The sequence below is a fragment of the Amycolatopsis nivea genome (genome assembly GCF_004522235.1).
In the GTDB taxonomy this organism is placed as follows: Bacteria; Actinomycetota; Actinomycetes; order Mycobacteriales; family Pseudonocardiaceae; genus Amycolatopsis; species Amycolatopsis nivea.
The window spans coordinates 88,007-110,074 of the sequence record NZ_SDLT01000008.1; the positions used below are offsets into that span (position 1 = coordinate 88,007).

The window sequence follows — 22,068 nt, forward strand, 5'->3', positions numbered from 1 at the left end:
GCGCCGGGCAAGCGGGGTGGTACCGCGTGACGCGCCAGCGTCTCGTCCCCGTGTGGGTGGCCGCCGGTCGCCCGTACGAGCGACGAACGCAAGGAGCACCCGGATGTACCCCCAGGCTTCGCCGGGCGGAGAGACCACGGTCCCGTCCCAGCCGTCGTTCCCCGCGCTGGAGGAGAGCGTCCTCGCGTACTGGGAGAGCGACCGGACCTTCCAGGCGACCATCGACGCCCGTCCCGAGGGCACCAACGGCGACAACGAGTACGTCTTCTACGACGGCCCGCCCTTCGCCAACGGCCTCCCGCACTACGGGCACCTGCTCACCGGGTACGTCAAGGACATCGTCCCGCGCTACCAGACGATGAAGGGCAAGCACGTCGACCGGCGGTTCGGCTGGGACACCCACGGCCTGCCCGCCGAACTCGAAGCGATGCGGCAGCTCGGGATCACCGAGACGACCGAGATCGAAGAGATGGGCATCGCGAAGTTCAACGAGGCCTCGCGCGAGTCCGTGCTGCGCTACACCGACGAGTGGCGCGACTACGTGACCCGCCAGGCCCGCTGGGTCGACTTCGACAACGACTACAAGACGCTCGACGTCACCTACATGGAGTCGGTGCTCTGGGCGTTCAAACGGTTGTGGGACAAGGGACTCGTCTACGAGGGCTACCGCGTCCTGCCCTACTGCTGGCGCGACGCGACGCCGCTGTCCAACCACGAGCTGGGCATGGACGCCGACGTCTACCGCAACCGGCAGGACCCGGCCGTCACGGTCGGATTCCGCCTGGAGGGCAACGACAACGACCTCGACGGCACGTACCTGCTGATCTGGACCACGACCCCGTGGACGCTGCCGTCCAACCTCGCCACCGCGGTGCACCCCGAGGTGCAGTACGTCGTGGTGGAAAGCGACGGCAAGCGCTTCCTGCTCGCGGAGGCCCGCGTCGCCGCGTACGCGCGCGAACTCGGCGAGGAGCCGGCCGTCGTCGCGCGCTACACCGGCGAGCAGCTGCTCGGATCCCGTTACGCGCCGCCGTTCCCGTACTTCGTCGGCACGGAGAACGCGCACCGCGTGCTGTCGGCGGACTACGTCACCACCGACGACGGCACCGGCGTCGTGCACATCGCGCCCGCCTACGGCGCCGAGGACAAGGTAGTCACCGACGCGGCCGGGATCGCCCCGGTGACGCCGGTGGACGACCACGGCAAGTTCGACGAGACCGTTCCGGACTACGCCGGGCAGCTGGTGTTCGACGCGAACCCGAACATCGTGCGGGACCTCAAGAACGGCACCGGCGGCGCGGAGCGCCAGGGCGCGGTGCTGCTGCGCCACGAGACCTACGACCACTCGTACCCGCACTGCTGGCGGTGCCGGAACCCGCTGATCTACCGCGCGGTGTCGTCGTGGTTCGTCGCGGTGACGCAGTTCAAGGACCGGATGGTCGAGCTGAACCAGCAGATCACCTGGTACCCGGAGAACGTCAAGGACGGCCAGTTCGGCAAGTGGCTGGAGAACGCCATCGACTGGTCGATCTCCCGCAACCGCTACTTCGGCACGCCGATCCCGGTGTGGCGCTCGGACGACCCGGCCTATCCGCGCATCGACGTCTACGGCTCGCTGGACGAGCTGGAGGCCGACTTCGGCGTGCGGCTGGACAACCTGCACCGGCCCTACATCGACGAGCTGACCCGGCCGAACCCGGACGACCCGACCGGCAAGTCCACGATGCGCCGCGTGCCGGACGTGCTCGACGTGTGGTTCGACTCCGGGTCGATGCCGTACGCCCAGGTGCACTACCCGTTCGAGAACCGCGAATGGTTCGAGCACCACTACCCGAGCGACTTCATCGTCGAGTACATCGGGCAGACCCGCGGCTGGTTCTACCTGCTGCACGTGCTCGCGACCGCGCTGTTCGACCGGCCGGCGTTCCGCACCTGCGTGTCGCACGGCATCGTGCTCGGCTCCGACGGCCAGAAGATGTCGAAGTCGCTGCGGAACTACCCGGACGTCAACGAGGTCTTCGACCGCGACGGGTCCGACGCCATGCGGTGGTACCTCATGGCGAGCCCGATCCTGCGCGGCGGCAACCTCGTCGTCACCGACCGGGGGATCCGCGACGCGGTGCGCCAGGCCGTGCTGCCGCTGTGGAACTCGTACTACTTCCTTGCCCTGTACGCGAACGCCGAAGGCAAGCAGGGGCAGTGGCGCACGGATTCGACGCATCTGCTCGACCGGTACGTGCTCGCCAAGACGCACGAACTCGTCACCGACGTCGAGTCCGCGATGGACGGCTACGACATCGCGGGCGCGTGCCAGACCGTGCGGGACTTCCTCGAGGTGCTCACGAACTGGTACGTGCGCCGGTCGCGCGACCGGTTCTGGGCGGGCGAGCAGGACGCGATCGACACGCTGCACACCGTGCTGGAGGTGACCTGCCGGGTCGTCGCGCCGCTGCTGCCGCTCACCACGGAAACCGTGTGGCGCGGGCTGACCGGCGGCCGTTCGGTGCACCTGACCGACTGGCCGAACGCGCTCGACCTGCCCGCCGACGCGGCGCTGGTGACCGCGATGGACAAGGTGCGGCAGGTGGCGTCGTCGGCGCTGGCGCTGCGCAAGGCGAACAAGCTGCGCGTGCGGCTGCCGCTGGCGAAGCTCGTCGTCGCGGCCGAGGACGTCGAGGCGCTGCGCGGGTTCACTGAGATCCTGCGGGACGAGGTGAACGTGAAGTCGGTGGAGCTGACCACCGACGTCGCCGCGCACGGCACGTTCGAGGTCGCGGTGAACGCGCGGGCGGCCGGGCCGCGGCTGGGCAAGGCCGTGCAGCAGGTGATCAAGGCGGTCAAGGCGGGCGACTGGACGACCAACGCGTCCGGCGCGGTCGTGGCGGCGGGCGTCGAACTGGTCGAGGGCGAGTACGACCGGCGCCTGGTCGCGTCCGGCGGCGGCGCGGCGGCCGAACTGCCCGGCGGGGCCGGCCTGGTCGTGCTGGACACCGAGGTCACCGGGGACCTGGCGGCCGAGGGCCTTGCCCGCGACCTGGTCCGCGTGGTCCAGCAGGCGCGCCGCGAGGCCGGTCTCGACGTCGGCGACCGGATCTCGCTGACCGTGGACGCCGCCGACGAGGTGACGGCCGCGGTGCGCAAGCACGAGGAGTTCGTGGCGTCCGAGACACTCGCGACGTCGGTGTCCTACGGCGAGGTGGCCGAGGGCTTCGACGGCACGGTCGGCGAGGGCGTGAAGGTGCGCGTGGCGGTCGCTAAGGCGTGACGAGCCGCGGTCTTGCTCCGGTCCTCCGGGGCAAGACCGCGGTTTCGGCAAAAATTCTTGGCGGAAACCGCAAAGCCGCCCGCACCATGTGGGCATGAGCGAAGAGTTCGACGCCGTGCTGGCCGCGGTCGGGCCGCGGCTGCGGGAGCTGCGCCGCCGGACCGGGATCACTCTCACCGCGTTGTCGGAGACCACCGGGATCGCGGTGAGCACCCTGTCCCGGCTGGAATCCGGGCAGCGCAAACCGGGTCTGGAACTGCTGCTCCCGCTGGCCAAGGCCTATCAGGTGCCGCTCGACGAACTCGTCGACGCGCCGCCCAGCGGCGACCCGCGCGTGCATCTCCGGCCGTTCGACCGCAACGGCATGACGGTCCTGCCGCTGACCCGCAAACCCGGCGGGCTGCACGTGTACAAGCAGATCCTTCCCGCCGGGCGGACCGACCGGCTCGACCCGGATCCGCGTTCGCACGAGGGATACCACTGGCTGTACGTCCTGAGCGGACGGCTGCGGATGATCCTCGGCGATCAGGATTTCGTGCTGAAGGCCGGCGAGGTCGCCGAATTCGACACGCATCTGCCGCACTGGTTCGGCAACGCCGACGAGCACGCGGTGGAATTCCTCAGCATCCTCGGGCCGCAGGGCGAACGATTCCACCTCAGGGCCCGCTACCGGCCCAGCCGGTGACTCCGGACGGACGGGCCTCGGCTCCTGCGCCCGGGGAAGCGTCTGCTAGGGATTTCCCCATGACTTCGAAAGCCGCCGCCGAACCGGCCGCCGCCGAACCGGCCGCCGAGGGGCTGGCCGCCGGCCTGCGCCAGCGGCACCTCGCCATGCTCGCGATGGGCGGCGTGATCGGTTCGGGACTGTTCGTCAGCTCCGGCGTCGGGATCAAGCTCGCCGGGCCCGGCATCGTGCTGTCCTTCGTGCTCGCGGGCACGCTCGCGATGCTGGTCATGCGCATGATGGCGGAAATGGCCGCCGCGATCCCGTCCAGCGGGTCGTTTTCGGTGCACGCCGAGCGCGCGTTCGGGCCGTGGGCCGGGTTCGCCATCGGCTGGCTGTACTGGGCCGCGCTCGTGGTCGTGCTCGCCGTCGAGGCCACCGCGGCCGCGATCATCGTGAACAGCTGGCTGCCCGGCATTCCGCAGTGGGCGCTGGTCCTGCTCTTCATGGCCGTGCTGACCGCGGTCAACTTCACCGCGGTGTCCCGCTTCGGCGAGCTCGAGTTCTGGCTGGCGCTGATCAAGGTCGTGGCGGTCGTGGCCTTCCTCGTCCTCGGCGTGCTCGCGTTCCTCGGTGTGCTCCCGGGAACGTCCTTCGTCGGCACGACCAATCTCCTCGGCAACGGCGGGCTGCTGCCGAACGGCTGGGAAGGCGTCGGCACCGGCTTGCTCGCGGTGGTCTTCACCTTCGGCGGCCTGGAAGTGGTGACCATCGCGGCCGCCGAATCCGACGACCCCGCGCACGCGGTCGGCAAGGCGGTCCGCAACGCGGTCGTGCGGATTTCGGTGTTCTACATCGGTTCCATGCTGGTCATCGTCTCGCTGCTGCCGTGGTCGAGCGTCCACATCGGACAGAGCCCGTTCGCCGCGGTGCTCGAGCGGATCGGGATCCCGGCGACCGGGCAGATCATGAACGTGGTCGTGCTGTTCGCCTTGCTGTCCACGCTGAACACCAACATGTACGGCGCGGCCCGCATGGTGTACTCGCTGGCGCAACGCGGCCACGCCCCGCGCGCACTGACCAAAGTGGACCGCAACGGCGTACCCGTCTTCGCGGTCGCGGCTTCGGTGCTCTTCGGGTTCGTCGCCGTGGCGCTGAACGCGCTCTGGCCGGACACCGTCTTCCAATACCTGCTCAACGCGGTCGGCTCGGTGCTGCTGATCGTGTGGATCCTGGTCGCCTGCACGCAGTTGCGGGTGCGCAAGCAGCTGGAACGCACCGCGCCGGAGAGCCTGACCGTGCGCATGTGGGGCTTCCCGTACCTGACCTGGGCGACGCTCGCCGCGATGATCGCGATCCTGGCGGTGATGACCGGCGACGCCGACGCCCGGATCCAGCTGATCAGCTCGGGCGTCCTCGTGGCGGCGCTGGTCGTGGCCGGGGTCTGCTGGCAACGCGCCCGCCGGGCGGCCGACCAGACTGTATAACGACCTATACGGCCCGGCGTTGATCACGAATCCGTCGCGTTCCCCGAGGTAACGCCCGGTCCCGCGATGCGATGGGCAAGCTGAGCCAGCGACGCGGGCGGACCGCGTGGGCGAGGGGGAGGCGACGGTGAGTCCTGCCGGGAAGAAGGGCGTGCTGATCGGGGGCGCGCTGGTCGTGGTCGCGATCGTCGTGGCCGCGGTCGTGCTGCTCAACGGTGGCGGAACGACAGCGGCCTCACCAGGCACGGAGCCGGCCTCGACGGCTGCGGAGCCGAGCGATCCGACGTCGGCGGCCCGCACGTACCTGCTCGCTTTCGCGGGGAAGGACGCCGACGCCGCCAGCAAAGCCACCGACGCTCCGATGGACGCCTCTACCGCACTGCAGGACGCGTGGGCGACGCTCAAGCCCAAGGAACTGACCGCGAAGCTCGGCGACGTCGGCGCGGCGCAGGGCGACAAGGCCACCGCCGGCTACACGATCACCTGGAACCTCGGCCCGGGCCACGTCTGGACGTACACCGGCAGCCTCGGGCTCGTCCAGGCGCAGGGCAAATGGCGGGTCCACTGGGCCCCGACGGTGCTGCACCCCAAGCTGGAAGCGGGGCAGCGGCTGGCGATCGCGTCCTCGGACGTCCCGGCGGTCGTCGACCGCGACGGCAAACCGCTCGTCGTCTCCGGCGGCGGGGGACTGAAGCTGGCTGACGACAAGGCGTTCCCGCTGCTCCGTTCGGCGCTCACCGGGCACGGGCAGTCGTCCGAAGCCTTCGCGGTCGAGCGTGTGGACGCCTCGGGCAAGAACCTCGAAGCACTGTTCGGAAACCCCGAAGGCGACCACAAACCGGCTGCCACCGGGCTCAGCGTCGCGACGCAGAACGCGGCTCAGGCCGCCGTCGACGGGTATCACGGCAAGGCCGTCCTGGTCGCCATCCAGCCGTCCTCCGGCGACCTGCTCGCGGTGGCGCAGAACGCCAGCGTCACCAACGCGGCGTCGGCGTTCAGCGGCCAGTACGCGCCGGGGTCGACGTTCAAGATCGTCACCGCGACCGCGGCGCTGGAAGCCGGGATCGTCACGCCGGATTCCACGGTTCCGTGCCCGCTGACCGACCGGATCGGCACCCGCACGCTCTCCAACGAGGGGTTCGACCTCGGCACGACGACCGTGCACAAGGCGTTCGCGAAGTCCTGCAACACCACGTTCGCCCGGCTCGCGTCGCAGCTGCCCGCCGACGGGCTCGCGAAGGCGGCCACCCAGTTCGGCCTCAACGCCGACTTCTCGATCGAGGGCCTGTCCACCGAGATGGGCCGCGTCGACCCGGCGGCGAACGCGGACGAACAGGTCGAGGACGGCATCGGCCAGGGAAAGGTGCAGGTCAGCCCGATGGGAGCGGCGGTGATGGCGGCGACCGCGGCGTCCGGGCGCGCGGTCGTGCCGCGGCTGTGGGAGGACGGCACCAAGGTCAACACCGGCTACCACCCGCCGTCCGGCCCGGTCCTGGCGGCGCTGCGCGGGATGATGCGCGAGGTCGTCACCGGCGGCACGGCGACCGGCCTGGCACACTCCGGCCCGGTGTTCGGCAAGACCGGCACCGCGCAGTTCGGCGACGGTGCGGAGGCACACGGCTGGTTCGTCGGCTACCGCGGCGACCTGGCGTTCGCGGTGTTCCTGGAGGGAGCCAACGACTCCAAACCGGCCGTCTCGCTGGGTGCCAAGTTCCTCGACGCGCTGTAGGGACTCAGCAGCGCGGGTGTGCGGCGGGTTCCTCTCCCGTTGAAAGTCCGTGAAGGGCTCCTTGAGGGAATCTGATTCCCTCAAGGAGCCCTTCACGGACCTCGCAACCGCGCCAGCTCCGCGAGCCGCGATGCGTGTCGGCGGGTGCGGAGAAGCCACGAAGCCCGGCTGATGCCGCGCGTCGCGGCAACCAGGGCGCACGCCGCGGCTGCTGAGAAACCTCACTTCGGCCGCGGCCGAAGCGTCCCCGCTCTACCGTGGGCACATGGAAACCGTCGCATTGGCCGAGGTCGCCGCCGTGCTCGCCGACCCGAGCCGCGCGACCATGTGTCTCGCCCTGCTCGACGGGCGGGCCTGGACGGTCGGCGAACTGGCCGCCGCGGCGCGGATCGCGGTGTCTACGGCCAGCGAGCACGTGACGCGGCTGGCCGAGGCCGGGTTCGTCGCCCGGGTGAAGCAGGGGCGGCACGCGTACGTGCGGCTCGCGAATCCGCGGGTCGCGGAGCTGATCGAGCATCTGGCGCAGCATGCCGAACTGAAACGGCCGTCCGGGCTCCGGACTTCGTTGCGGGTGCAGCGTTTGTCGTTCGCGCGCAGTTGCTACGACCATCTCGCCGGGACCCTCGGCGTCGCCTTGCGGGACGGGATGGTCGAGCGGGGCCTGATCGACGTGTCGGACGGGCTCGCGCTCACCGACGCCGGACGCGACGTGCTGGCCGATCTCGGCGTCGCGGTGCCGGATCGGCCGCGGCGGCCGCTGTTGCGCGACTGTCTGGATTGGACAGAGCGGCGGGAGCACCTCGCCGGCGCGGTTCCGGCGGCGGTGCTGGAGCGGGCGGTCGAAGCGGGATGGCTGACGCGAGACCAGCAGCGCGCGGTCCGCGTCTTGCCGGGCGCGCGGGGTCCGTTCGCCGCGCTCGGTGTCGATCTCGCGACGGTGAGTGCTGCCGAGGCTTCGTAACACACCGGCGAGGTCCCCCGGACCGGTGGTGCGCGCTCGGGAACCGGACACTGCCTCACTATTCTGGACGCCTGCGGGCGACCGGGAGGGAGGCGGAGGGTGAACGAGCTTCCCCTGGTGCTGGGCGTCGGAGCGCTGGTTCTCGTCGTCTCGGTCGTCGCGGTGCGGGTGTCCATCCGGCTCGGATTCCCGTCGCTGCTGCTGTATCTCGGGATCGGCGTCGTGCTCGGCGAAGCCGGGTTCGGCATCCGCTTCGACAATCCGGCGCTCACCCAGTCTCTCGGGCTCGCCGCGCTCGTCCTGATCCTCACCGAGGGCGGGCTCACCACGCGCTGGTCCGCGGTGAAACCCTCGCTGGGGCCCGGAATCCTGCTGTCCACAGTGGCCGTGGTGATCAGCATCGCGGTCACCGGCGCGGCATTGCACTGGCTGCTCGGCCTCGACTGGCGGCTCGCCCTGCTCTGGGGCGCGGTTCTCGCGTCCACCGACGCGGCGGCGGTGTTCTCCGTGCTGCGCACGGCCGGGGTCGGGAAACGGCTCGTCGGCGCGCTGGAACTGGAATCCGGCATCAACGACGCGCCCGCCTACATCGCGGTCGTCGTGCTCGCGTCCGGCGAGGCGGTCGACTGGTCGCTGCCGCTGCTGGTGGTCTACGAACTGCTCACCGGCCTCGTGCTCGGCCTCGCGTTCGGCTGGCTGGGCGCGCAGGCGCTGCGCCGCGCCGCGCTCCCGGCGACCGGTCTCTACCCGCTCGCCACGGTCGCGGTGTGCGTGCTCGCGTACTCCTCGGGTCAGCTGGCGCACGCGTCCGGCCTGCTCGCCACCTACGTCGCCGGCCTGGTGCTGGGGAATTCCAAGCTGCCGCACCGGTCGGACACCCTGTCGTTCGCCGAAGGGCTCGGCTGGCTCGCGCAGATCGGGCTGTTCGTGCTGCTCGGCCTGTTCGCGTCGCCGACCCGGCTGCTCGAAACGCTCATCCCCGGCCTGGTCGCGGGCGCGGTGGTGCTGCTGCTCGCCCGGCCGCTGTCAGTGGTCCTGTCGCTGCTGCCGTTCCGCTTGCCGTGGCGGGATCAGGCGTTCCTGTCCTGGGCGGGCTTGCGCGGTGCGGTGCCGATCGTGCTCGCGATGATCCCGCTGTCCGAGGGCGTGCCCGGTGCGCAACGGCTCGTGGACGCGGTTTTCGTGCTCGTCATCGTGCTCACCGTGCTGCAGGGCGCGACGCTCAGCCCGCTCGCGCGGATCCTCGGGCTGGCGAAGGCGACGCAGGCGCACGAGATCGAGGTCGACGCCGCCCCGCTCGACGAGCTCGGCGCCGAACTGCTGCAGGTGCGCATCCAGAAGGGGTCGAAGCTGCACGGCGTGTACCTGTCGGAGCTGCGGCTGCCCGCCGGGGCGACGGTCAGCCTCGTGGTGCGCGGCGGGACGGGCTTCACTCCGCAGAAAACGAGCCGCTTGCAGGTCGAAGACCAGCTTCTGGTGGTCACGACCGCCGCCGACCGCGACGCGACCGAACGGCGCATCCGGGCCGTCGACCGGGCCGGCCGCCTCGCGCGCTGGCATGGGGAATCCGGAGCCTGATCTTTCTGTCCTTTGTGGACACACCCTGTGACTGCCGTCTCAGATCACGAGACGGGTCTGGTTTCTCCCGGGGGTCGTCCGCTATCTTCGGTTCCAGGTCATGAGTGCCAGCGCGAAGCCCCGGCTTGCTGGCCGGCAACCCTCCTACCGCGGTGGGGTGCCCCGGGTGAGGACCAGGCCGGTCGCGCAGTGCGGCGGGCAAGCGCGGGCCCCTCGCCGGGGGTCCCCCGGAACGCCGAGGAGGCGCCGTCATGACTCTCGCACTCGACCGGTCCACGGAAACTGTTGCCGCTGCCGTTCCCGCTGTCGCCGGTGCGACGCTGCGGGTCCCGCTGGTCACCGGCGGCGACATCGGCTACGCCAACCTCGACCACGCGGCGAGCGCGCCGTGTCTGGACGCGGTGCGTTCGGCGGTCGACGAGTTCCTTCCCTGGTACGCCAGCGTGCACCGCGGCGCGGGCTTCGCTTCGCAGGTCTCGACGCGGCTGTACGAGCGGACGCGCGACGTGCTGCGCCGGTTCGTGGACGCTCGCAACGGCGACTCGGTGATCTTCACCCGCAACACCACTGACGCGTTCAACCTGCTGGCGAAAGCATTGCCGCGCAAGACTTCCGTGGTGGTGTTCGACAGCGAGCACCACGCGGCCTTGCTGCCGTGGCGCGGCCCGAACGTCCGGCGCGTGCAGCTGCCGCGGACCCGGCTCGCCGCAGTGTCCGTTGTGAACGAAGCGCTCGCGGAATGCCCGCAGGGGCCGCGGTTGGTGGTCGTCGCCGGTGCGTCCAATGTGACCGGCGAGCTGCTGCCGGTGGCCGAGATCGCTGCGGTGGCCCGGAAACACGGCGCCCGGGTGGCCCTCGACGCCGCGCAGCTCGCTCCGCACCGGCAGATTTCGTTGCGGGAGCTGGATGTTGACTATGTCGCGCTGTCCGGGCACAAGCTGTACGCGCCCTTCGGGGCCGGTGCGCTGATCGGGCGCAGCGACTGGTTGCGGGCGGCCGAGCCGTACCTGGCCGGTGGTGGCGCTACGAAACTGGTGACCGAGGAAGCCGTGGTGTGGAACAGCGGCGAAGAGCGGCACGAGGCCGGATCGCCGAATACCGTTGGCGTGTATGCGCTCGGGGTGGCTTGCGAGCAGCTGGCGGCTCAGTGGGATGCCGTGGGTTCGCACGAGGCCGCGTTGCTGGATCGGTTGCGCAAGGGGCTTGAGAGCCTGCCGGGTTTCGCCGAGCTGCGGTTCTTCGACGCGCCGGTGGACCGGGTCGGCACGGTGAGCTTCGTGGTCGACGGGTTCGAGCCCGGATGGCTGGCCGCGGTGCTGTCGGCCGAGTACGGAATCGGCGTGCGGGACGGGGCGTTCTGCGCGCACGTGGCCGCCCGGCGGCTGATCCGGGAAGCCGGAAGCGAAGGCCAGCAGGCGGTCCGGGTGAGCCTCGGGCTGGGGAGCACCGAGGAACACGTCGACCGCTTGGTGCTGGCGCTGCGGCAGATCGTGGCCCGGGGAGCCCGCTGGGAGTACGCGAAGGTGGACGGGCGGTGGGCGCCGGTCGGGGACCCGCGGGAGCTGCCGCCGTTCTGCGCCTGACCGGGCTGGGTTTAACCGCGTGAGCTCGCATTGTGGTCGAGTTGGGATCTGCAGGCGGCCCGGATCGCCTCTTTGATCTGCTCTTCGGTGCGGCCCCAGCCTCCGTCCCACTCTTCGTCCGCCAGCCAGACTTGGGCGAGCGGCAAGGAAGTGGCGCTCTCCGCGTAACCGGTGCGCAAGATAACCGCGTGCAGGTCGTTCAGCAGGCCGCGCTCGCTGAGATGGCCGTTGAGGAACAGCCGGGCCAGGTGAGTGAACGCGGCTTCGGCTGCGTCGGCCACAGCGGGAATGGGCGTGCGGCAGTCGGCTAAGGCCGCCTCCTGCACGTCGTGGATTTCCCGTGGTTCGCTGCGGGACAGCCCGGCCAGGTGGCGCAGGTGCTCGCCGTCCTCGCCGTCGGCCAGCCAGTGGGCTGCCCAGAGGGGGAGGTCGCTCGTGGGGGAGAGGTCGAGGGCGATCCAGGCCGCGGCCGCGGCGGGGGCGGGGATCTCGGCGGGCATGGCAGCGATGATGGCGGGCGAGGGGCCTCCGGGGCGACTGAATTCGGCCGCTGTGACCTGCTCGGGCGCGGTTGTGGACAATGGGGGTGTGAGCACCGATCCTTCGCCGTCCGAGTCCGAGGTCGAGCCGTCTGCGGAACCGCCTGAGCAGGAGGCCGCCGGGGACGGCGCGCCGCTGCCCAAGCGGCGGGTCTGGGTGGTGTTCGCGGTCGCGGCGCTGCTGTGGGCGATCGACCTGATCACGAAGAACCTCGTGGTCGCGAACCTCGAGGGCAAGGAGCCCAAGCCGATCCTCGGCGGGCTGATCTACCTGCAGGTCATCCGCAACCCGGGCGCCGCGTTCTCGATGGCGACCGGCATGACGTGGGTGCTCGCGCTGGTCGCGATCGGCGTCGTGATCGCGATCGTGTGGATCTCGCGCAGGCTGCGCTCGGTCGGCTGGGCGATCGGCCTCGGGCTCGTGCTCGCCGGCGCGCTCGGCAACCTGACCGACCGGTTCTTCCGCGAGCCCGGACCGCTGCGCGGCCACGTCGTCGACTTCATCTCCGCGTTCGCGCCCAACGGCGAGGGGTTCGCGATCTTCAACATCGCCGACTCCGCGATCTGCGTCGGCGGCGCGCTGATCGTGCTGCTGTCCCTGCTCGGCAAGGACTACGACGGCACCTCCACCCGCGGCAAGAAGAAGGACTCCGAGTGAGCGCGCGCATGCTGCCCGTCCCCGACGGGCTCGACGGGATGCGCGTCGACGCCGGGCTCGCCAAACTGCTCGGCCTGTCCCGCACCGCGGTCGCGGACCTCGCCGCGGCGGGCGACGTCCTCCTCGACGGCCGTCCGGCGGGCAAATCGGACCGGCTGTCCGCGGGCGGGCTGCTCGAGGTGACGCTGCCGGAACCGGAACGTGCGGCGGAAATCGTCGCGGAGCCAGTCGAAGGCCTGAAGATCCTGCACGATGACGACGACATCGTGGTGATTTCGAAACCGGTCGGCGTCGCCGTGCACCCCAGCCCGGGCTGGACCGGTCCGACGGTCGTCGGCGGACTCGCCGCGTCCGGGCTGCGCATCTCGACCTCCGGCGCGGCCGAACGACAGGGCGTCGTGCACCGGCTCGACGCGGGCACCACCGGGGTGATGGTGGTGGCGAAGAGCGAGCACGCGTACACCGTGCTGAAGCGGGCGTTCAAGGAACGGACCGTCGACAAGGGCTATCACGCCGTCGTGCAGGGCCACCCGGACCCGACGCGCGGCACCATCGACGCCCCGATCGACCGCCATCCGCGGCACGACTACAAGTTCGCCGTCGTCGCGGGCGGACGGCCGAGCGTCACGCACTACGAGGTGGTCGAGGCGTTCCGGGCGGCGTCGCTGGCGCACGTGAAGCTGGAAACCGGGCGTACGCACCAGATCCGCGTGCACTTCTCCGCGCTGCGCCACCCGTGCGCGGGCGACCTGACCTACGGGGCGGACCCGGTGCTGGCCCGGAAACTCGGCCTGACGCGCCAGTGGCTGCACGCGCGGACGCTCGGTTTCGCACACCCCGCGGACGGCCGGTGGGTCGAGTTCGAGGCGGAGTACCCCGACGATCTGGCCAGTGCGCTGGAGATCCTGCGCGACGGGAACTAGTCGACGGCCCAGGTCAGGGTGCGCTCGTCCGGCTCGGGCCGCGGGCTCCAGCGCACCGAGACGACGCGGGTCGCGGTGGGGAGCACGTAGACGGTGTGCCCGCCGAGCGTCTCGCCCGGCTGCACGCCGATCTTGTGCGGCGGCCGGGACGTCAGCGAAACCGGGGCCTTCGCGACGGTCTCGCCGCTGTCGGTGACGAGCTCGAGATAGTTGTCGGGCAGCGACGCGAACGGGATCGGCCCGCGATTGGTGATCTCGGTGTGCACGACGACCGCGCGCTCGCCGTCCTCGAGCCGGTAGCCCGCCGCGCCGAAGAGGAAGTCGGCGGGATCCTGGACCTCCAGCAGCTGCACGGAAAGCTGTTCCCCTTCGAGCCCCTGGGACTGCATCGTCTCGCCGATCCGCCCCTGCTTGGCAGGCGCCGCGGCGGGCCGGGGTTCGTCGCCGCGGGCCCAGGAAGCGGTCTGCGGGACGCCCCACGTGCTGACGACCGGATCCGGAGCCGGGTACGGCCCGGAAGGTCCATTGTGGACATTCGCGCCGACGGGAACCTGCGGCGGCATCCCGGTTTGCCCCGGGGCATACGCGCCGGACACCCCCGGCCCGGCGGGGATCCCGTTCGGTCCCGGGGCATACGCGCCCGACACTCCCGGCCCGCCGGGAATTCCGTTCGGCCCAGGGGGATACGCGCCGGAAATCCCGGCCGGTCCAGGTGCGTACGCGCCGGACACGCCCGGACCTGGCCCGGTCGCCGGAATCCCGGTCTGTCCGGGCGGGTACGCGGCGGAAGTTCCCGGGCCGGGCATGCCGTGCTGCCCCGGACCCGCGGGGATCCCGGTGTGCCCTGGCGGGTAGGCGCCGGAGGTTCCCGGGCCGGGCATGCCGTGCTGTCCCGGCGGATGCGGTCCGGAGTGCCCCGGCATCCCGGCTGAATCAGGGATCCCGTTCGGCCCGGGCGGATGCGGGCCGGAGCCCTGCGCGCCCGGCATTCCCGCCGCCCCGCCTCGCACGGGGACTCCCGCCGACGCCGGGCCAGCGCCTGGCGCCGCACCCTGGCCGGACGTCATCGGCCCCGGCATCCCGCCCTGGTTGGGTCCGGGCATCCCGCTCTGGTTAGGCCCGGCAGCCCCTGGCATCCCGCCCTGGTTGGGCCCCGCAGCCCCGCCCGGATTCGGCCCGGCTGCCCCGGGCATCCCGCCCAGGTTCTGTCCCGCCGTCCCGGGCCCCGCGTTCGGTCCAGCCGCAGCGGGGAACGGCACCGACCCGGGCCCGCCCGGATAGCCGCCCGGGGGACGCTGCCACGACGCCGGAGCCCCGGAAATCGCCGCGCGGAGGCCGTTCGGGTCGCTTTCGACCCCGACCAGCAGCGGCAATCCGCTCCCGGACAGCGCGACCAGCCGGTACGCGACCTCCCTCGGGTCCATCCCGACCTTCGCCGCCAGCTCGTGCACAGCCCCCTTGCCCAGCTCGGCGAGCGCGGCGAGCAGGCGGATGTCGGCGGGATCGGTCACGGCCACTCCGGCAACGCTACCGCCTCGCCCGCCCGGCCCGGCCGCACCACGCGCCCGGCGTGCCCCGCGCCACCGCGACGTCGGCGATCGGCGCGTCCCGGGGGGCGGGCGGGACCGCCCGAGTTCGACGCCCTGGCACGCCGGTACGGCCTGCCGCACCACGTGGCCCGCGCCGCCGCGGCACCGCGCCACCGCGCCACCGCGACGTCGGCGATCGGCGTGTCCCGCGGCGGCAGACGGGACCGCGCGAGTTCCACGCCCCGGCACGCCGATACGGCCTGCCGAGGGACCGGCCGCCGAGGACACGGGCGTCGGCGCCCCTGTCTCGATTAGGGTCGGGAGCAGCACTCGCTCCGCCTACCCTGGGGGTCCACGCCGATGACCGTCGTTTCCGATCTCGCCGACGAACTCGTCGAGGTGTCGTTCGACCACGAGCCGCTCGACGCCGCCATTCTCGGCATCCGGCCGGACGCGCCGGGGCTCGGCGATCCGTCGGCCGCGGCGGAGGCGGCGCTGCGCGGGAAGCTCGCCGGGATCCGGGAGCGGGCCGAGGCGGTCGACCCGGCCGGGCTCGACGACGTCGACCGCGTCACCCGCGACGTCCTGCTCAGCTCCATCGACGGCACCCTCGACCGGATGGACAGCCGGGTCGTCGACTTCACCGTCACCGACCTGTTCGTCGGGCCCGCTTCCGGGCTGCTGTCCGCGCTGCCGATGGTCACCGTCACCGCGGAAACCGCCGAGGTGCATCTCGGCAGGCTCCGCGAGATCCCGGAGTACCTCCGCGCCGTCGCGCAACGGCACCGCGACGGCATCGCCGCCGGGCTGCTGCCGATCGAACGCCTGGTCAAGGCCGCGATCGCGCACCTGGACCGCTATCTCGCCGAGCCCGAGAACGACCCGCTGCTGCGCCAGCCCGCCCCGGACGACGAGTTCGCCGCGCGCCGCAGGCAGATCCTCGAAGACGTCGCCCGGCCCGGCTTCCGCGAGTACCGCGACTTCCTCGAGGCCGAGGTCCTCCCGCACGGCCGCCCGGACGACAAGGCAGGCGTCTCCTGGCTGCCCGGCGGCGACGAGATCTACGCCCGTCTCGCCCGCACCCACACCACCAGCGACCGCACCCCGCAGGAGCTGCACGACACCGGCCTCGCGGTGATCGCCGGCCAGGTCGAGCAGTACCAGGCGCTCGGCGAGCGCGTGTTCGGCACGCGCGAGCTGCCGGAGATTTTCGAGCGGCTGCGCACCGACCCGAAGCTCCGCTGGACGAGTGCCGAGGACCTCCTCGAAACCGCCCGCACGGCCATCTCCCGCGCCGCGGCGGAGGCGCCGAACTGGTTCGGCAAGATCCCGGAGCACCCGTGGACCGTCGAGGCGGTGCCGGAGGACTCCGCGCCCGGCGCGCCCCCGGCGTACTACATGCCGCCCGCCGCGGACGGGTCCCGGCCGGGCGTCTACTTCGCGAACACCCACCAGGCCACCGAGCGGTTCCGGCACACCGCCGAGGTCATCGCGTTCCACGAGGCGATCCCGGGCCACCACTTCCAGCTCAGCACCGCGCTCGACCTCGCCGACCTGCCGCTGCTGCGCCGCATCGGCAACTTCACCGCGTACGCCGAGGGCTGGGGCCTCTACACCGAGCGCCTCGCCGACGAGATGGGCCTGTACTCCGACGACGTGTCGCTGCTCGGCATGTTGACGATGGAGTCCATGCGGGCCGGGCGGCTGGTCGTCGACACCGGCCTGCACGCGCTGGGCTGGAGCCGGCAGCAGGCGGTCGACTACCTGCTGGAGCACACGCCGATGGCGCAGGTCGAGATCGAGTCCGAGGTCGACCGGTACCTCGGCTACCCGGGCCAGGCGCTCGCGTACCTGGTCGGGCGGCTGGAGATCGAGCGGTTGCGCAAGCAGGCCGAACAGCGGCTCGGCAGCCGCTTCGACGTCAAGGCCTTCCACGACACGGTCCTCTCCGGCGGATCCCTGCCGCTGTCGGTGCTGGACGCCGTGGTCACCGAATGGGCCGCGGGCTACGGCGACACCGTCGTCGGTCTGGCGGACGAGCTGGTCGAACTGGACTTCGAGCGGGAACCGCTGGAGCGCACCGTCCTCGGCCTCCCCGGCGACCACACGAAGCTCGCCGACCCGAGCCTCGCCGCGGCCGAGCGCGACCGGGCCAAGTACGCCGCGATCGCCGAACGCGCCGACGCGATCGACCCGGCCGGGCTGACTCCGTCCGAGGTCATCACCCGCGAGGTGGTGCGCACGCACGCCCGCGGCGCGATCGACACGATCGACTCGCGGCTGTCCGGCTTCGCGGTGAGCGACGGGTTCAGCTCGCCCGCGCTGAACCTCATGACCATCCTTCCCGCGCTGGCCCCGGACGACGCGGACAAGGCACGCGACTACCTCACCCGGCTGGCGGCGATCGGCGGCTATCTGGACGCGGTGATCGAGGCGCAGCGGACGACCGTCGCGGACGGGTTCGCGCCGCCGGACTTCCTGGTGCGCATCGGGATCGAGTACGTCGAGCGGTACCTCGCGAACGAGGACGGCGACCCGTTCCGCGTCACGCCGTCGGTCGAGGTCGAGGGCTTCGCGGCGGAGTGCGACCGGCTGCTCGCCGAGGTCGTGCGGCCCGCGTACCGCCGCTACCGCGACTTCCTCGCCGAGGACGTGCTGCCGGTTTCGAAGACGGACAGCCAGCCGGGCATCAGCCACCTGCCGGGCGGGCTGGAGAAGTACCAGGGCCTGATCCGCGCGCACACCACCACGGACCGCACCGCGCAGGAACTGCACGACACCGGGCTGCGGCTGGGCGAGAAACTGGCCGAGGAGTACCGCGAACTGGGCTCCCGCGTGTTCGGCACCGGAGAGCTGCGGGAAATCTTCGACCGCCTCCGCACCGACCCGGAGCTGCGCTGGCGCGACGGCGAGGAACTGCTGGAAGGCGCTCGCACCGCGATCGCCCGGGCGGAAACCGTTGCGCCGCAATGGTTCTCCCGGGTGCCGGACGCGAAGTGCGCGGTCGAGCCGGTCCCGGAGGCGGACGCGGCGAGCGGCACCATCGCCTACTACCTCCAGGCCGCGTTCGACGGTTCCCGGCCCGGCACGTACTACGCGAACACTTACGAGGCGAGTTCGCGGCCGCGGTTCACCAGCGAGGGGATCGCGTTCCACGAGGCCGTTCCCGGGCACCACTTCCAGCTCACGTTCGCGCAGGAACTCACCGATCTGCCGCTGCTGCGCCGGATCGCGCCGTTCAACGCCTACATCGAGGGCTGGGGCCTGTACGCGGAGCGCCTCGCCGACGAGATGGGCCTGTACTCCGACGACGTCGCCCGCTTCGGCATGCTCGCCCAGGACTCGATGCGGGCCGGGCGGCTCGTCGTCGACACCGGTCTGCACGCGCTGGGCTGGACCCGGCAGCAGGCGGTCGACTACCTGGTCGAGCACACGCCGATGGCGAAGATGGAGATCGAGGCGGAGATCGACCGGTACGTCGCGAATCCGGGCCAGGCGCTCAGCTACATGGTGGGGCGGCTGGAAATCCAGCGCGTCCGCGCCGAGGCCGAACGGGCGCTGGGCGACCGGTTCGACATCCGCGCGTTCCACGACGTGATCCTGGGCAACGGGATTCTCCCGCTGTCCGCTTTGGACACCGTGGTCGGCGCGTGGATCGCGGAGGCGTCCGCGTGACCTGGCTCGACCTTCCGGCCGACACCCTCTTCGGCCTCGACAACCTGCCCTACGGCGTCTTCTCGCACGGCGAGCGGACCCGCCGGGCCGGCGTCGCGGTCGGGGACCAGGTGCTCGACCTGACCGCGGCGGCCGAGGGGGAGTCCTTCGGCCGCCTGCTCGGCGCGGGCGTGCTGAACCCGCTGCTCGCCGCCGGCCCGGACATCTGGGCCGATGTGCGGGTGCGGGTCCGCGAATGGCTCTCCGAACCGCGGCACGCCGACCGGATCCGGCCGCATCTGGTGCCCCGCAACGAAATCACGAGCCATCTGCCAGTAGAGGTCGCGGATTACGTCGACTTCTACTCCAGCGAACAGCACGCGATCAACGCCAGCCGGATCTTCACCGGCGGCGACGATCTGGTGCCGGCGAACTGGAAACACCTGCCGATCGGCTACCACGGCCGCGCGGGCACCGTCGTCGCGTCCGGCACGCCGGTGATCCGCCCGGCCGGGCAACGGAAACCGCGCAAGGCGACGCAACCGTCGTTCGGCGCGGCCAAGCGGCTCGACTTCGAGGCGGAGGTCGGCTTCGTCGTCGGCGTGGGATCGGAGCTGGGCGCGCCGGTGCCGATCGACGAGTTCCCCCGCCACGTCTTCGGTGTCTGCCTGGTCAACGACTGGTCGGCGCGCGATCTGCAGGGCTGGGAATCGCAGCCGCTCGGGCCGTTCCTCGGCAAATCGTTCGCCACGTCGATGTCGCCGTGGCTGGTTCCGCTGGCCGCGCTGAAGCACGCCCGCGTGCCGCAGCCCGCGCAGGACCCGGAGCCGTTCGAATACCTGCGCGCGGCCGAGCCGTGGAGCCTGGACCTGACGCTGGAAATCCGGATCAACGGACGGCTCGTGTCCAGTCCGCCGTTCGCCACGCAATACTGGACGGGCGCGCAGCAGTTCGCGCACCTCACCGTCAACGGCGCGAGCCTGCGCACCGGCGACCTGTACGCGTCCGGCACGGTCACCGGCCCGGCGAAGGACCAGCGCGGATCGCTGCTGGAGCTGAGCTGGGGCGGGCGCGAACCGCTCGCGGTCGGCGAGGAGACCAGGACGTTCCTGGAGGACGGCGACGAGGTCGTCATCACCGCTTCCGCCCCAGGTCCAGGCGGTGCGCGGATCGGGTTCGGCGAGGTGCGCGGGACGGTGGCGCCCGCTGTGGTGTGACCCACGCCGTAGCGTCGTCACCCGGGCGGCCGCATAATGAGCAAACGCTTAGTCACAGTCGACCGGCACGGGAATGAGGGATCGATGAGGATCGGCACCGGCGTCAGCTACTCGGGCGGGTTCGCCGAAAGCGTCGCGGACATCGTGGAGCTGGAACGGGTCGGGCTCGACATCGTGTTCGTCCCCGAGGCCTACAGCTTCGACGCGGTGAGCCAGCTCGGCTTCCTCGCCGCGAAGACCGAGCGCGTCGGACTGATGTCGGGCATCTTCCAGATCTACACCCGCACGCCGAGCCTCACCGCGATGACCGCGGCCGGGCTGGACTTCGTGTCCGACGGCCGGTTCACTCTCGGCCTCGGCGCGTCCGGACCGCAGGTCATCGAGGGTTTCCACGGCGTGAAGTACGACGCGCCGATCGGCCGCACCCGCGAGATCATCGAGATCTGCCGCCAGGTGTGGAAGCGCGAGCGCGTCGTGCACGACGGCAAGCACTACACGATCCCGCTGCCCGCCGACCAGGGCACCGGCCTCGGCAAGCCGCTCAAGCTGATCAACCACCCGGTCCGCGAGCGGATCCCGGTCGTGCTCGCCGCGCTCGGGCCGAAGAACGTCGCGCTCGCCGCCGAGGTCGCCGAGGGCTGGCAGCCGATCTTCTTCCACCCGGAGAAGGCCGCCGACGTCTGGGGCGCTTCGCTCGCCGAGGGCAAGGCCAAGCGCGACCCGCAGCTGGGCGAGCTGGACGTGTTCGCCGCTCCGCCGCTGGCCATCGGCGACGACGTCGACCACCTGCTCGACTGGGTGCGCCCGGTGTTCGCGCTGTACATCGGCGGGATGGGCGCGCGCGGCAAGAACTTCTACAACACGCTGGCCTGCAACTACGGCTACGAGGCCGAGGCCAAGCAGATCCAGGACCTCTACCTCGACGGCAAGAAGGAAGAAGCCGCCGCGGCGGTCCCGACGGAGCTGCTGCGCGCCACGTCGCTGGTCGGTCCGGCGGGGTACGTGAAGGAGCGGCTGGCGGCGTTCAAGGAGGCCGGCGCGACGACCCTGGCGGTCAACCCGCTGCAGCCCGGACGCGAGGCGCGAGTGGCCGCCGTCGCCAAGCTGAAGGAGCTGCTCGGGTAGGTCCGCTATGATGCGGGCTACTGAGAGTGTGAAAAAACCGCACCTCAGGTCGATGCCGCCGTCGAAATGCCGTCAACTCCCCGCGCGGGACGCGAATTCGGGAGTAAGAACGGGTTCAACGGGGAATCCGGGCGGGGCGAAAGCGAGGTAGGCCGGGCTGTGCGCAGAATCGAAGGACCCGCTGCTGCGGTGCTGGACGTCGGGTCGTTCAGCGCCCGGCTTGTCGTGCTCGAACCCGGCGGATCCCCGATCGACCCGGCCTTGACGCACCAGACCCGGCTGCGGCTGGACCGCGAACTGGACGACGACGGACGGCTCAGCAAGTGCGGCATCGCCGCCATCGCCAAGGCCGTCTCGAACGGGATGGAATTCGCCCGCGAGCACGGCGTCGAAGACGTGTTTCCGCTGGCCACGTCGTCCATCCGGGACGCGGTCAACTCCCGCGACGCGGTCCGCGCGGTCGCCAAGGAAACCGGGGTTGAACTGCGGTTCCTCTCCGGCCGCCGCGAGGCGGAACTGACTTACGTCGGCGCGCGCCGCTGGTACGGCGCGTCCGGCGGCCCGCTGCTGGCGCTCGACATCGGCGGCGGCACAGTCGAGCTGTCCGCCGGAGCGGGCGAGCAGGCCACGTTCGCGCGGTCGCTTCCGCTGGGCGCCCGGTCGGTTACGCGCGATTGGCTGCCCGCCGAACCGCCGGTGCGCAGCAAGCAAGTGCGTGCGCTGCGTGACCACGTGCTGGAGGAAGTCTCCGCCGCACTGGGCGACGTGAAGGACGAGCTGGCCGAACACCGCGTGGTCGGCTGTTCGAAGGTGCTGCGGCAGCTGGCGCGGCTGGCGGGCGACCGTCCGGGCAAGGCCCGCGAGCTGCACCTGGACGACGTGCGCGCGTGGATTCCGCGGCTGTCGGCGATGCCGTTCGCGCGGCGCGCGCAGCTGCCGGGGATTTCGCGGCAGCGGGCCCAGCAGGCGCTCGGCGGCGCGGTCGTCGCGGAGGCGCTGCTGACGGTCGCGGGCGGGAGCCTGTCGATCTGCCCGTGGTCGACCCGGGACGGGCTCCTGCTGACGCTGCTGGACCAGCTCACGGACGCGACCGGAAAGCAGCGCTCGCGTCCGGCCGCGTGAACTCCCTGGTGCGGGCGCGGTAAACCGGGTATCC

General features: G+C 71.5%; 15 protein-coding genes, 1 pseudogene and 1 riboswitch. Of the genes and pseudogenes, 13 read left to right on the plus strand and 3 right to left on the minus strand.

Features of this window, described 5'->3' with window-relative positions:
* Nucleotides 1-103 precede the first annotated feature (103 nt).
* From ileS to EIZ44_RS12005, 7 genes are all read left to right on the plus strand, one after another.
* Nucleotides 104-3,265, plus strand: coding sequence for an isoleucine--tRNA ligase (ileS, locus tag EIZ44_RS11975; protein ID WP_037812411.1), 3,162 nt, complete (start codon nt 104-106; stop codon nt 3,263-3,265).
* 94 nt (nt 3,266-3,359) lie between these two features.
* On the plus strand, nt 3,360-3,950 hold the full coding sequence (locus EIZ44_RS11980) for a helix-turn-helix domain-containing protein (protein WP_037812410.1): 591 nt from the start codon (nt 3,360-3,362) through the stop codon (nt 3,948-3,950).
* Nucleotides 3,951-4,009: 59 nt separating this feature from the next.
* Nucleotides 4,010-5,416: an amino acid permease gene (locus EIZ44_RS11985; RefSeq protein ID WP_134728588.1), complete on the plus strand. Its 1,407-nt coding sequence runs from the start codon at nt 4,010-4,012 to the stop codon at nt 5,414-5,416.
* A gap of 127 nt (nt 5,417-5,543) precedes the next feature.
* Entirely contained in the window at nt 5,544-7,145 is a 1,602-nt protein-coding gene (locus EIZ44_RS11990; protein ID WP_037812408.1) for a penicillin-binding transpeptidase domain-containing protein, read from the plus strand.
* 265 nt (nt 7,146-7,410) lie between these two features.
* Complete coding sequence (locus EIZ44_RS11995; protein ID WP_037812407.1) at nt 7,411-8,106, plus strand: ArsR/SmtB family transcription factor; 696 nt, start codon at nt 7,411-7,413, stop codon at nt 8,104-8,106.
* 99 nt (nt 8,107-8,205) lie between these two features.
* Entirely contained in the window at nt 8,206-9,684 is a 1,479-nt protein-coding gene (locus EIZ44_RS12000; protein ID WP_037812405.1) for a potassium/proton antiporter, read from the plus strand.
* A gap of 96 nt (nt 9,685-9,780) precedes the next feature.
* A riboswitch (SAM riboswitch) is annotated at nt 9,781-9,895 on the plus strand.
* Nucleotides 9,896-9,935: 40 nt separating this feature from the next.
* Nucleotides 9,936-11,267 (plus strand): aminotransferase class V-fold PLP-dependent enzyme, encoded by a 1,332-nt coding sequence (locus EIZ44_RS12005; RefSeq protein WP_037812403.1) that lies wholly within the window; start codon nt 9,936-9,938, stop codon nt 11,265-11,267.
* An 11-nt stretch (nt 11,268-11,278) separates the two neighbouring features.
* Here EIZ44_RS12005 and EIZ44_RS12010 read toward each other — a convergent pair whose 3' ends face one another.
* On the minus strand, nt 11,279-11,767 hold the full coding sequence (locus EIZ44_RS12010; RefSeq protein ID WP_134728589.1) for a hypothetical protein: 489 nt from the start codon (nt 11,765-11,767) through the stop codon (nt 11,279-11,281).
* 88 nt (nt 11,768-11,855) lie between these two features.
* On the opposite strand from EIZ44_RS12010, the gene lspA reads away from it, so the two are divergent.
* Both lspA and EIZ44_RS12020 read left to right on the plus strand, forming a co-directional pair.
* Nucleotides 11,856-12,464, plus strand: coding sequence for a signal peptidase II (lspA, locus tag EIZ44_RS12015; protein ID WP_037812401.1), 609 nt, complete (start codon nt 11,856-11,858; stop codon nt 12,462-12,464).
* On the plus strand, nt 12,461-13,387 hold the full coding sequence (locus tag EIZ44_RS12020) for an RluA family pseudouridine synthase (RefSeq protein ID WP_134728590.1): 927 nt from the start codon (nt 12,461-12,463) through the stop codon (nt 13,385-13,387). Before lspA ends, EIZ44_RS12020 begins: the two co-directional genes overlap by 4 nt.
* Here the strand turns inward: EIZ44_RS12020 and EIZ44_RS45435 are convergent.
* Entirely contained in the window at nt 13,384-14,376 is a 993-nt protein-coding gene (locus EIZ44_RS45435) for an AsnC family protein (RefSeq protein WP_439098593.1), read from the minus strand. The two genes, EIZ44_RS12020 and EIZ44_RS45435, sit on opposite strands and share 4 nt — an antisense overlap.
* 302 nt (nt 14,377-14,678) lie before the next feature.
* Nucleotides 14,679-14,904, minus strand: a pseudogene (locus EIZ44_RS45440) (Lrp/AsnC family transcriptional regulator); the annotation flags it as partial.
* A 372-nt stretch (nt 14,905-15,276) separates the two neighbouring features.
* Between EIZ44_RS45440 and EIZ44_RS45445 the strand changes: the two are divergent.
* From EIZ44_RS45445 to EIZ44_RS12045, 4 genes are all read left to right on the plus strand, one after another.
* On the plus strand, nt 15,277-18,591 hold the full coding sequence (locus EIZ44_RS45445) for a DUF885 domain-containing protein (protein ID WP_134728591.1): 3,315 nt from the start codon (nt 15,277-15,279) through the stop codon (nt 18,589-18,591).
* Nucleotides 18,588-19,787: a fumarylacetoacetase gene (gene fahA, locus EIZ44_RS45450; RefSeq protein WP_134728592.1), complete on the plus strand. Its 1,200-nt coding sequence runs from the start codon at nt 18,588-18,590 to the stop codon at nt 19,785-19,787. The genes EIZ44_RS45445 and fahA overlap by 4 nt, the downstream gene beginning before the upstream one ends.
* A gap of 84 nt (nt 19,788-19,871) precedes the next feature.
* Nucleotides 19,872-20,912, plus strand: a complete 1,041-nt coding sequence (locus EIZ44_RS12040; RefSeq protein ID WP_037812396.1) for an LLM class F420-dependent oxidoreductase — start codon at nt 19,872-19,874, stop codon at nt 20,910-20,912.
* Nucleotides 20,913-21,071: 159 nt separating this feature from the next.
* Nucleotides 21,072-22,034: a Ppx/GppA phosphatase family protein gene (locus EIZ44_RS12045; RefSeq protein WP_043838515.1), complete on the plus strand. Its 963-nt coding sequence runs from the start codon at nt 21,072-21,074 to the stop codon at nt 22,032-22,034.
* Nucleotides 22,035-22,068: the final 34 nt, after the last annotated feature.

What these genes read in the sequence shown, in the direction of transcription:
- ileS (WP_037812411.1), top strand. Translation starts at nt 104, where the DNA reads ATGTACCCCCAGGCTTCGCCGGGCGGAGAGACCACGGTCCCGTCCCAG.
- EIZ44_RS11980 (WP_037812410.1), top strand. Translation starts at nt 3,360, where the DNA reads ATGAGCGAAGAGTTCGACGCCGTGCTGGCCGCGGTCGGGCCGCGGCTG.
- EIZ44_RS11985 (WP_134728588.1), top strand. Translation starts at nt 4,010, where the DNA reads ATGACTTCGAAAGCCGCCGCCGAACCGGCCGCCGCCGAACCGGCCGCC.
- EIZ44_RS11995 (WP_037812407.1), top strand. Translation starts at nt 7,411, where the DNA reads ATGGAAACCGTCGCATTGGCCGAGGTCGCCGCCGTGCTCGCCGACCCG.
- EIZ44_RS12005 (WP_037812403.1), top strand. Translation starts at nt 9,936, where the DNA reads ATGACTCTCGCACTCGACCGGTCCACGGAAACTGTTGCCGCTGCCGTT.
- EIZ44_RS12010 (WP_134728589.1), bottom strand. Translation starts at nt 11,767, where the DNA reads ATGCCCGCCGAGATCCCCGCCCCCGCCGCGGCCGCGGCCTGGATCGCC.
- EIZ44_RS45435 (WP_439098593.1), bottom strand. Translation starts at nt 14,376, where the DNA reads ATGCCGGGCGCGCAGGGCTCCGGCCCGCATCCGCCCGGGCCGAACGGG.
- EIZ44_RS45445 (WP_134728591.1), top strand. Translation starts at nt 15,277, where the DNA reads ATGACCGTCGTTTCCGATCTCGCCGACGAACTCGTCGAGGTGTCGTTC.
- EIZ44_RS12040 (WP_037812396.1), top strand. Translation starts at nt 19,872, where the DNA reads ATGAGGATCGGCACCGGCGTCAGCTACTCGGGCGGGTTCGCCGAAAGC.